General features: G+C 66.3%; 11 protein-coding genes. 2 read left to right on the top strand and 9 right to left on the bottom strand.

Annotated features, from left to right (window positions below; translation table 11 throughout):
• The first annotated feature begins 102 nt into the window (after window positions 1-102).
• Window positions 103-639: a YceI family protein gene (locus BLU09_RS31435; RefSeq protein WP_090494095.1), complete on the top strand. Its 537-nt coding sequence runs from the start codon at window positions 103-105 to the stop codon at window positions 637-639.
• Between the two features lie 7 nt (window positions 640-646).
• On the opposite strand, the gene BLU09_RS31430 is transcribed toward BLU09_RS31435, so the two are convergent.
• Entirely contained in the window at window positions 647-1,636 is a 990-nt protein-coding gene (locus tag BLU09_RS31430) for an endonuclease/exonuclease/phosphatase family protein (RefSeq protein ID WP_090494093.1), read from the bottom strand.
• Window positions 1,637-1,816: 180 nt separating this feature from the next.
• On the opposite strand from BLU09_RS31430, the gene BLU09_RS38955 reads away from it, so the two are divergent.
• Window positions 1,817-1,969, top strand: a complete 153-nt coding sequence (locus BLU09_RS38955; protein ID WP_167371199.1) for a hypothetical protein — start codon at window positions 1,817-1,819, stop codon at window positions 1,967-1,969.
• A gap of 16 nt (window positions 1,970-1,985) precedes the next feature.
• Here BLU09_RS38955 and BLU09_RS31425 read toward each other — a convergent pair whose 3' ends face one another.
• The 8 genes from BLU09_RS31425 to BLU09_RS31390 form a co-directional block, all read right to left on the bottom strand.
• On the bottom strand, window positions 1,986-2,288 hold the full coding sequence (locus BLU09_RS31425) for a hypothetical protein (RefSeq protein ID WP_090494091.1): 303 nt from the start codon (window positions 2,286-2,288) through the stop codon (window positions 1,986-1,988).
• Between the two features lie 82 nt (window positions 2,289-2,370).
• Entirely contained in the window at window positions 2,371-4,605 is a 2,235-nt protein-coding gene (locus BLU09_RS31420; RefSeq protein ID WP_090494089.1) for an ATP-binding protein, read from the bottom strand.
• A gap of 12 nt (window positions 4,606-4,617) precedes the next feature.
• Entirely contained in the window at window positions 4,618-5,805 is a 1,188-nt protein-coding gene (locus BLU09_RS31415; protein WP_090494087.1) for a hypothetical protein, read from the bottom strand.
• Between the two features lie 2 nt (window positions 5,806-5,807).
• Window positions 5,808-6,536: an ImmA/IrrE family metallo-endopeptidase gene (locus BLU09_RS31410; RefSeq protein ID WP_090494085.1), complete on the bottom strand. Its 729-nt coding sequence runs from the start codon at window positions 6,534-6,536 to the stop codon at window positions 5,808-5,810.
• Window positions 6,533-6,853: a hypothetical protein gene (locus tag BLU09_RS31405; protein ID WP_090494083.1), complete on the bottom strand. Its 321-nt coding sequence runs from the start codon at window positions 6,851-6,853 to the stop codon at window positions 6,533-6,535. Before BLU09_RS31405 ends, BLU09_RS31410 begins: the two co-directional genes overlap by 4 nt.
• Window positions 6,854-6,896: 43 nt before the next feature.
• Complete coding sequence (locus BLU09_RS31400; RefSeq protein ID WP_244172187.1) at window positions 6,897-7,463, bottom strand: RNA polymerase sigma factor; 567 nt, start codon at window positions 7,461-7,463, stop codon at window positions 6,897-6,899.
• Window positions 7,464-8,184: 721 nt separating this feature from the next.
• Window positions 8,185-9,402, bottom strand: coding sequence for a glycoside hydrolase family 19 protein (locus tag BLU09_RS31395; RefSeq protein WP_090494079.1), 1,218 nt, complete (start codon window positions 9,400-9,402; stop codon window positions 8,185-8,187).
• Window positions 9,403-9,572: 170 nt separating this feature from the next.
• A complete protein-coding gene (locus BLU09_RS31390) occupies window positions 9,573-10,940 on the bottom strand; it encodes an MFS transporter (RefSeq protein WP_090494077.1) in 1,368 nt (455 codons plus the stop codon).
• Window positions 10,941-11,059: the final 119 nt, after the last annotated feature.

The raw sequence follows: 11,059 nt of genomic DNA, 5'->3' as shown, positions 1-11,059 counted from the left end.
TGCATGGAGTTTCAATGAGTGGGTCATTATCTAGTCAAGGTCCGCTTGCGCCCCCCGGCGCGCACCGGTTTTCCCGCCCCCTCATCCGCCGAGCGCCCTCCCATGACTGTCAGCACCTGGAACATCGACGCTTCCCACTCGTCCGTCCTCTTCGTCGCGCGCCACATGGTGGTGGCGCGCGTCCACGGTCGCTTCGAGCGTTTCTCCGGAATCCTCCGCGTGAATCCCGAGCAGCCCACTCAGGGTGAAGTCGAGATGTCCGTGGAAACGGCGAGCATCTACACGGGCTCGTCAGACCGGGACGCGCACCTGCGTTCACCGGACTTCCTCGACGCCGAAGCGGCGCCCAAGCTCACCTTTCGCAGTACCAGGATTGAACCCGCGGGCGGTGCCAGCTTCCGGCTCCTGGGCGACCTCACCATCCGCAATGTCACGCAGCCGGTGGCCTTCGACGCCCGGCACATCGGCACGTCGAAGGACCCGTGGGGCAACTCGCGGCTCATCTACTCGGCGCGCACCACCGTCAACCGCACCGATTACGGCATCCGCTGGAACAAGACGCTCGACAATGGCGGCTGGCTCGTCAGCGAGAAGATCGATCTCGAGCTCGACATCCAGGCCATTCCCGCCACGGCCTGAGCTGGCCTCAGGGCGCGGGCAGGAAGTCCGCGTACACGGCGGCGTGGTCCGACCCGCCATAGCCGCCCCGTGGGTCCCTCGCCGTACGGAACGAGCCGGGCACATACGAGCCCCCGCCGCGCGCCAGGTACAGGTGGTCAATGGCCTGGTGGTCGCCGTGGTAGGTGTACGTCCACGTTTCGCTGGCTGGCCGGTCGCTGGAGACGCGCAGCAGCGCGTCGTCGCGCTCCAGCGCGGTGATGGGCTCCGAGCCCGGTACGTCGTTGAGGTCTCCCCCAAGGACGACCAGCGCGTCCGGAGCCGCCTGGGCCGCGCCCGCGACGATGTCCCGCGCCGCCACGGCCTCGGCGAAGCGGCGCCCGGCGTCGTCGTTGGACTTGGAGCGGAAGTGCGCGGAGAAGACGATGACCTTCTTCCCGTCCACGTCCAGGTGGACCTCCAGCAGCTCGCGGGAGAACCGGGTGGCGGAGCCATCCGGGCGCCACAGCGTGCGTTCCCGATGCCCGCGGACGTCGGTGATGGGGTGGACGGAGAGGACGGCCACGTCCACGGACGCCGCGGCGCCCGTCTCGCCCAGCTCCGAATAGCCGAAGCGGGGGAGCCGTGACGTGAGCGCGTCGAGCGAGGCCTGGGTTTCCACCTCCGCCAACAGCACCACGTCGGCGTTCAGTCGCGAGATGGCGGACGCGAGCCGGTCCGCCTGGAGACCGAACTCGGAGGGGGTGGGCAGCGCCTCATAGTTGCTGCCGCCGCACGCATCGGAGTCGCACACCGTGTCAAAGAGCCGCTGCACGTTGAAGGCCGCGATGCGCACGCTGCCTTCGAGCGCGGTGTCGGGCGGTTGCTGTGGTCCACAAGCAGCCCCGACACACGGTTCATTCGGCCCCGGTGGTGTTTCACGCCCCTCACAGGCGGACAGCGACAAGAGGGCGGCCAGCAGGGCCGCGGCGCGGAGGCGCTTGCGGTCCCTCGACGCAGAGGGAAGGGGGCGTGACATGGGGCCGTGAGACTACCCCATCGAGGCCCTGGCGCGGGCAGGCAGGCGGGGCGCAGCGTCGCTAGGAGACGTCCTAATCTCACGCGCATTGCCTACTGCTGGGCGTTACGGCATGAGGACGCACGGCGGTGGGTTTCGAGATTACCGTACGGACAGTTCGTGCGGAGGGGAGTGCGCGGCATGGTGGTCGAGATTCTGATCGGCGCAGCGGTGATGACGCTCATCACCGTGATCTTCACTGGGCCCGGCATGTGGAGCTCCACCTGGGGCTACCGGAAGAGGGAGGGGCAGGACGCGTCGAGGTCCTCCGGCGAGAAGAACAAGACGTCGTAGTCTCCCGCGCCCGGCGTCACTGGCAGATGCCGGGGCAGTCCGTTGCTCCCGAGCCAGGCGAGCAGGCATCCAGCGGGTCGTCCACGCAGCGTGTCCCCGGCGACACGCAATCGCCATGGAATGCACCGCAGCATTCGACGTACCCCTGAGGCACGTCGCACGGCGTCGCGAAGCTCCGGCACTCGGCGCCGCCCGAGGCAGGCCGAGCGAACACCCGCACCTGTGCGCAGGCATCGCCGTCATCGTCGGAGGTTCCGCTGCAAGCCGTGAGGAGCAGCGGGGCCACGACCGCGAGCGCGGCCTTCATGTGTCGGTTCATGTCCGCTTTCTGGCCAGGGCTGGCCCGCGCGTCCAGTCCCCCCGCACCCAAGGTGTCAGGAGGATGAAACGCGAGGCACGTGTCACTCCACCAGCAGCCGCTTCACCGGTGCGGGGTCCACCGCGACCATCAGCGGCCGGGTGAAGTTGCTGAACGACACCAGTGCCTGACCGGGGGCCAACCGTGACACCCGGTTCCAGAGGCTCTCGTCGATGCTGCCCGCGGTTTTCTGCATGCGCGAGATGACAGAGCTGTCGGCGATCTTGTGGATGACGAAGTTGTTGATGAGGCCCAGCACCTCGTTGGGCAGGTGCTGCGGAAGCTGGGTGACGAAGACGAGCCCCATCCAGCGCTTGCGGCCCCGCTTGGCGATCTTCGCCACCTGCTCGAAGAGCACGGGCATCTGGGCAATGCGGTTCGCGGAGAGGAACTCGTGGGCCTCTTCGATGATGATGAGGACCGGCGTGACGGATTGGTCCTTCGCGTTGGCCCGCTCGTAGCGTCGCTCCTGCGCCTCCTGGAGGCCTCGCAGGATGTCTGCGATGACCAGGTTGTTGAGCTGCGGTGAGTCCGTGTCTGACAGGTCGATGACGGAAACGCGCCCGGGTGTGAGCATGGACTCATAGTCCACGCCTTGCTCGTGACCCACGTCGAAGATGCCCAGGCGCCGCAGCCGGTGGAGCTTGCTGGCCAGGGCCTTCCAGCTGATTTCGTGCCGGCTGCTCTGGGCCATGACGCGCGCCATGACGCGGCCGAAGTTGCTCTTGAACTCGGTGCGCAGCATCAGTCCGCGCGATGGCGCCTTGGCAGTGACGTCCGGGTCGGCCTCCGCGTCGTCGTTCTCCTCGAGCAGGGACGCCTGCTTCCGAGGGGTGGCGCGTGACCTGCCACGCGTCTCCGATTTGCCTTCGTCACTGAGGCTGTAGATGTACGCGCTGACCACGTCCAGCACGTGGTCGATGGTCATGTGCGGAAAGCCCGTGGACAATTCGTCCACGTCGAGGACCTGGCGGCGCTCCTCTTCCGTCTGCGGGTAGATGTTGAAGTCCTCGAGCAAGAGCTTGGTGACGTCGTAGGCCTTGAGGAACCGCTCCTGCTGTGCGTCCGACATGTCGAGAATCTCCGCGAGCGCGTACGGAGACAGGCTGGAGAACTTGAGCGAGAACGAGTGCTTGTTCCGGTGCCGCGGATTGAGGCTGTCTCGCCCGGTGAGGTGGTGGATGTGCAAGTCCTTGACGCCCTGCGGACGCTGGCCTCGCCGTTTGAGCGCCTCGAGCATGGCGGCATGGTCGGTGGGCTGGTCCACGTGCGTGTATTCACCCTCCACGTCGAAGACGATGGTCGCGATGCCATCCGCTTGGGCTCGGTGGATGAGCGTGGCCACCGTGGTGGACTTGCCGCCGCCCGTGGTTCCGATGATGCCCGTGTGGCGTGGGAGGATGGATTTGTCCCGGGGATTGAGCCGGGCCTCCATCTTTTCGTACCCGACCACCAGCCCCAGGCACATGTCGCCGCCGACGCCCAGCACGCGAGCGCTCTCCGCCTCGTCGAGCAGGAAGACGGGGCTCTGCGGCCGGGGCCGGAAGCGGGGAGGCTTCAGCGTGCCTTCGACTTCCTCTCCGACAATCTCAATCTCCGCGCGCCCGTGATAGTCGAATGTGTACGCCAGCTTCTTGCCGTGGGTGACCACGCCAATGGCCATGGTGGAGTTGGCGGGCACCGCGTTCGGTTCCGCGAAGGGGCCCCGCACGACGACGCCCAGGTAGGCGCGGTTGTCCTCCCTCGACCTCACCCGGACCAGCGTCTGCGACGCGAGCAGGTGCAAATCCTCGCGCGTGAGCAACACGGTGATGAGGTTGTCCTGGCTGGAGGTGACGTCGAAGTGGGTGAATCCCACCGCCGCTGCCAGCTCTGGATCCACCTGGGGACCGGTATGGGCCTGGTTCCTGAGTTCGTCGAGCTCGTTCAGCGTCTTGGTGGGGGTCGGTCGAACGACCGCACCGTCAGGCTCCCGCGGAGCCACGGGCCCAGGGGCCTTGCCATTCATGACGGGGGCTGCCGCCGTGGGGACAGGGCGGTGCTGTCCATTCTTCCCGGGCGGCGGCCGGCCTACGCCCATGTTCGGCATCGGGCCGGGCCGTGTGGGACCGTTGGGGGGCCTCGCCGCGCGGTGGCCGGGCGGTGGATCGCCCCAATTGCCTGGATCCTCCGACACGTCACCCGACCGGGTCACAGCCTGTCCTGATGCGACGGGTTGCCCCCGGAAAGTTCCGGCACCCGGCGCGCGTTGCCCCCTGCCGTCGTCAGCCATGTTCATGGTCCCCCTGGCCTAATGGCTCTTGGTGTGTTCGTTGAAGAACTCGAGGTTGGCTCCTGCCTGGGCATAGGCGTCATGCACGAGACCCATGAACCCATCCTCACCGAAGGCGCTCCGGCACGACGCTTCCGCGACATCGAGCAGCATGGGGAATCCCCGATCGGGTCGGAGGATGCTGTCCGCCATGGCGACTCGCGCCGCGAGGTGGACGTGGTCGCGATGCGCATAGAATGAGCGGGGAGGGGTTCGCTCAGATGCGCGAAACACACCGGAGATGACCTCGGGGCAGCATTCCTGAACGAACCTCGCCGCGAAGTTCTGGCTGCGGTCCCCGTACTTCCATTGCTCGATGACCCGCTTCCCATAGCGCTCGAGCGTTTCGAAGATGACGTACTCGCCAGCCTGGAGCGCATGACCGATGGTCAGGATGCCTCGCTCCTCGAGCGTGCTCGGAACGAACACGAACTTCTTCTGCTGGAGGATGAGGCGCCTGAGCACATGGATGGATTCGCGCAGGAGGCCCATGTAACCCGAGCCTGTGATCAGTTCATAAGCGCATGGATTGCCATGCCCGATACGCCACTCCGCTTCGGACTTGTCCACGAGCACGGCCCGTTCGGCGTAGGTCTTGATACCGCGACGAGCCAGTTTGGAAAGCGACCGCTCGCGAGGACTGGCCGACCTGTCCATCCGCTGGTTGATGCACGCGAGTGCCTCTTGAACGGGATTCGAACGCTGGTCCGACATCTCCTTCCGGAACAGCCGCTGGGAAAATGTTCCGCTCGTCCCTCCGTAACCCACCGCGGCGATTCCAATCTGGGTGATTCCAATTGGCAGGCTCTCGTGACTCGTCGAGATGCTGTTGACGGCCTCCACCTTCCCAGAGAAGAGCAGGCTCTGATGGACCGTGGCCAGTTCTTCGGGCGTGGCCCGGTAGACTCCAGCCTCTTTGGCACCACCGCGAGCGTTCGCGGAGATTTTCGGGAGGACTTGTTGCCGGATGATCTTCTTCACGGCGCCCTCCTTGTCCACGGCACTGGCGATTTCCTTTCGGAACCGCGCCATGACGCTCTCCAGGTCGAGCCCCTGCGACCATGTGTCGAGGTTGAGCGTCGTCCGCAGATCCTCTCCAAACGCGTCGAAGAAGTCGTCGTCACCGACGAGGTCCGCTCCGTCTTCGGCGTGAAAACCACCCGCCATGCCTAGCTCCTGTCTTCGCCAAGAAATTCGATGATGGAGAATCGCTGGGCGCGCTCCTGTCGCATGAGCGCGTGGGCATAGCCCCTGGCCTTGTCTTCAGGGAGACCGAAGCGGCTGGCCACCCGCAGGACGCCGTCTTCTCCCGGGGTGGTACGGAGCATCCGCCGCACGAGCTCTGCTGGCGCGAGGAACTCGAGCGCAAGCCGGTCGGCACGCCGTTCGGCTTCCGCAATGGCTCCGGAGGCAAGGTGCCCGGATGGGGTCCTGTCCATGAGCTTGACCTGGACGCCCAGTGGGACCTGCCCGAAAACCGAAGACAGTCTTTCCTCCAGGCTGGCGTCTCGCTTTCCGTCGAGGACGGGGCGGATTCCTTCTCCGAAGTAGCGCAGGGCTCGCTCGCGGGGAATCACGTGGTCGAGCACGAAGTGCGCGACCTCATGTGCCACGGTGAAGCGCTGTTCATCCTCCGAGTCACCCGTGTCGTGGAAGAGCAGGGCGCTCCCTTTCCAGGCGACCATGCACCCGTAGATGTCCCGGTGGGTGTCGGAGATGGGATGTGGAACCTTCCGCTTCGATGTCCAATCCGCCACGTGCGCTGTCGTGAGCCTGGGGATGGGCACCGTCTCCACGGACAGCTGGTAGGGGGCCTCTACGGCCAGGTCGCGCGGATAGGCAGTGCACTCCTGGAGCCCACTGATGGCCATGGCCTCATCCAGCCAACGACCCATCATGGAGTATCCTCATCGTCACGAATCCGGTCCCTGGCCGCGATTTGGATGCGCCGGGCGCCGGTCACCGCCTCGCCTTCGTCATCGGATGTCAGGGCGTCGATGACCTCGACGTGTCGAAGCACTCGGACCAGGACCCGCTCGTTGACCGCGAAGCGCTGAGCGACCGCGATGGTCTGCCTGGCAAAAGAAGCGCCAACGGGACGTCGGCAGAGGGACAGCCAGTGAAGCGCTTCCAGCGAGCAACCCAGTTCGTTCGCGAGGTCCGTGGTGGTGATGCCTTCAATCGCGCGGTAACGCTCGAACGCATGGCCAAGCATCCAGGCTTTCTCTGTGCTCCGCCTGGCCGCAGTCTCAAGCCAATCAGGATTCGTCACCGAAAACCTCCCTTCCAAAGCGCACCAGCCACTTCATGATGCGGTCACGGTTGCGCTTCACTTCGCGCTGGATGTCGACTGCGGGGAGCGCGCCCAGGCCGAGCACCTCGGCGAACCGCTGGGTCGACCGTTCTCCCTGGAGCATGAGTCCGAGGAACGCGCGGTCCACCTGGGACAGGTCGGATTGTTCGATGCGTTCCACGACGCGCTTCACCTCCGCGGATTGCTCCAAACAGTCTTTCGGAGACCTCCCCAGAAGTTCGAAAAGGAGGCCGAATTTTTCTTCGCGCGCCTGGCGCCTCGTCGCCGAGCGCTGCCAGTCAGTGACCGTGTTCTTCGCGGATTGCGCCAGGTAGGCGAACAGGCGACCTCGCTGCGGGTCAAAGCGCTCGGGGGCCTCGAGGTAGTCGAGCAACACGTCGATGGCGGCGTCACGGGCCATTTCGTGGGTGCATCCTCGGGCGTACTTCACGGCCGCGATGATGGGGTCGACGAAGACCGCAAACGCGTCCACGTTCGCCACCGACTCTCGCTGGAGGATGCGCGCATGCAACGCGACGTCCTCGTCTCGTGTTGGAATTCCCATCCTGACTCCTCATCGGAAGTTTCCGTGGACGCGCTCAATACGTGCGCGCATGTGCTCCTTCGGAGCCGCACTGGTGAGTTCGACGGAAACATGCATCTGCGCCACCCAAATGGTTCCTGGCAGGCGCGCCGCGTGTCTGTACCTCCCGGGTGGTATGTTCATGGACGGTAATGCAGACAGTGGAGTCAATGCACCTGGGCTCCATTCGTTGGCTTGGGCGAGTCAGGTTTGCCAACGGCGCAGGTCGTCGCGGACTCGGCGTCTGCGAAGACACCCTGCTTCCGTGTCTGATGTTGTGATGCACTGCGTGGTCTCCTGCCCTGCCAGCCGGGGAGGAGCGGGGGCTTCGCGAGACACGGACTGTTCAGGAGTTCTGGCGCGCGTTGCCCATACCACCCAGGTGGTAAAGACAGACCCATCCCTCAGTTGCACTCTTCGGGGCGGATACGGGCGTTGTCCGATGCAACCCAGGGCGGCTCGGGGGGGACGTTCCGGGAGCGCGGTCGACGCGGGGAGCGCCGTCAGGCGCGGCAGCGCGTTCCTTCGGGAGACGGGGCAGGGGGCTGCCCGGTGCCGGACGCGGGTGCTGCCGGGGCGAGGTGCTGGAGCCGGGCGGCCTGGAGCAGGAGGCCGCCCGGCGTTCGGCGTGAGGTGGAGGTGCGATCCATCCCCACCTTGGTGACGCGGCTCAGCAGCCCAGGTTGCCGCCAGGGCTCACGCCGAGCATGTTGGTGAAGTGCTGATAGTTGTTGATGCGGCTCTGCACCTGGCCCGGGTTGCCACCATTGCATTCCAGCGAGCCATTGATGGTGCGGATGGTCTCACCGAAGCCGTGGCCGTCGACCATGGCGCGGTGCGCGGACATGGTTCCGGCGCCGGCCTGCGTGGTCCAGAACCAGAAGGCGGAGCGCCACGCGGCGTTGGCGTCCTGGGCCAGCAGGTCCGGGTTGGTGTGAAGCGGCAGCCCCAACGCGGCGCCGGCGGCGCAGTAGTTGCCGTTCCAGGACAACTGGATGGGCCCACGTCCGTAGTACTTCTTGCCCGCGACGCAGTAGCAGCCCGGCGGACCCCATGAGCCGCAGTAGTCACCGCGATTGATCTCCTCCACGTACACGTAGTTGCCCGTCTCATGGGCCGTGTTGGCGAAGAAGGCCGCCACCTCGCGCTTGCGCGTCTCCAGCGAGCCCGTGTTGGCGAAGGCCGGGAAGGTGTTCGCGGCGGCAATGAGGCTGCTGTACGTGTAGAAGGGGTTCCGGTTCGGGAACATGGCGTTGAACGTGGACTCGCTCAGGATGGCGGCCAGCCCCGTGCCGGGGTTGCCACCGCCCCCGTCGATGCGGTCGAACGTCCAGCGCTGGTTCGTGCGCTGTTCGTAGGGGTACTGCACCAGCTCCGTGCCATTGGCCGTGTTGCCCCAGTACACGTCAATGGCCATGTCCGTGTGACGCGCGCGGATGCTGAACTCGCTGCCCACTTCCTTCACGAAGCGGAACTGCTGGTTCGCTCCGCCGCCATAACTCCATTGGTGGACCCGCGCGTTCGGCGCGGTGCTCACCTCCTTGATGTCGAGCGCCTTGTTGCTGTTCACGTTGATGATGCTGAAGTAGCCCCCGGACGTGGGCGTGACGCGGAAGCGCTGCGCATTCGTGCCGTTGCAATCCCATTGCTGCACCTTGGCGCCGTCCGCCGTGCTCGACGAGGCGACGTCGATGCACTTGTTCGTCATCACCGAGCGGATGACGTAGGTGCCTTCGGTGATGGTGTCGACAATGGCGGCGCCTTCCACCTGACCCACTGGTTCGAGGGTGGCGGGCACTGGCTCGGCGCCGCCACAGCCTCCCAGGGCGCTCAGGCCCCCACAGATTCCCAGCAGGGCCAGACTGCGTGACACGAACTTGCCGGACATGCTTGTGCTCCTTGCGGTCGAGGGTTTCTCGGGCGCGCCACGCCTGGGGCGGGCGGAGGCCTTGGCTCCGGGGCCGGAGCCGCAAGGACTGTACGGCAGTCTGTAAAACAAGAATAAGCTGTCGGTGCCGCCGGGCGCGAAGCGTTGACCAGCGGACGCGCGGCGGCGGCTCAGGCTTGCTGTTGCGCTGCGGGGATACCCTGGGGCAGCAGCGCGTCTGGGAGCTCGTCTTCCACGCCGCGCACGCGCGGGGAGGACGCGGTCAGCATGACGCAGCCTGCCAGCAGGAGGCCCAGGACGACGTAGAGCAGGGCGATGCCCCGGCCCGGGCCGGTGCCCAGAATCTGGCCGAAGGTGTTGGCCAGGGCGCCGTCCGCTGCCATCCAGGGGTCGAAGACCTTGTCCGTCAACGGGCCCGCGAGCAGTGCGGCGATGGGTGGGGCGACCAGCGCGAGCATCCGGCGCGTGGCGAACACCCGTCCCTGGATGGCGGGAGGCACCTTGCTCTGCCAGATGGCCTGCGAGCAGCCCATGGCCACCGGCGCGGTGAACATGAACACGAAGGCGGCGCAGGCGACGACGAACACGCTGGCGGGGAGCGCCGCGGCCAGCAAGGCCACTCCCGCGACGAGCTCCGCGCCCAGCACGCCCCGGATGCGCCGCTTCGGGCCGCCCCAGACGCCCATGGTGATTCCACCCGCCACCATGCCGACGCCGGAGCAGGACACCACCAGGCCCAGCGTCGTCGGGTCCGTGAAGCTCAACACCAGCGGGGTGATGAGCACCGTCACCAGCACGGTGATCAGGTTGACGGCGGAGCTGAAGCCCAGCAGTCCGAGCAGGCCGGTGCGCTCGCGGATGAAGCGCCAGCCCAGCGCGATGTCCGTCCACAGCGACTTCCTGGCCTCGGTCCGCGCGGCGTCTGGTTCGGGCTGGGGGATGCGCACGCTCAGCAGCGTGGCCACGGCGAAGAGGAAGGTCGCCATGTCGATGAGCAGCACACCTTGCAAGCCGATGCGCACCACCAGCACGCCCGCCAGCGCGGGGCCCAGGAGCTGGCCCGCGCTCATGGCCAGTTCCACCATGCCGTTGGCCCGGCCCAGGTTCTGCTTGGAGACCAGCAGCGGCGTGGTCGTGGAGAAGGCCAGGACGCGGAAGGTGCTGAAGGCGGCGCTCATCGCCAGCGGGGGATAGAAGTGCCAGTTTTGAAGGGGCCACAGCCCGGCGCGGTCCGCCGCGACAAGGCACCACATCAACCCGATGGCTGTCATCGCGCCCAGGTCCGCCAGCAACATCACCCGCTGACGGTTGCTGCGGTCCACCATGGAGCCCGCGACGGGGGCGAGCAACACCATCGGGAGGAACCCGAAGAACGACGCCAGCGAGTACTCCGTGACGGAGTCGCTGTTCTGGTAGACGTAGACACCCACCGAGAACTGGGTGAGCCCCGTCCCCAGCGACGAGATGAGCTGACCCAGCCAGATGAGACTGAAGACCCGGGCAGGGTTCGTGACGACGTTCCTGCTTGAGAATGCCATGCCGTCAGCGGGCCTTCCGCGGGCGTGCGCCGCTCGGTGTCAGATGCATGGCTAGAGTCTTCGTGAGCACGGCCAGGACGTCTACCTGGATACCGCGTTCTTTTTATCAGGAACCGCTA

The sequence above is a fragment of the Myxococcus virescens genome (genome assembly GCF_900101905.1).
GTDB classification, from domain to species: Bacteria; Myxococcota; Myxococcia; order Myxococcales; family Myxococcaceae; genus Myxococcus; species Myxococcus virescens.
The sequence above is the reverse complement of the archived record's forward strand: the minus strand, read 5'-3'. Positions and strand labels throughout refer to the sequence as shown.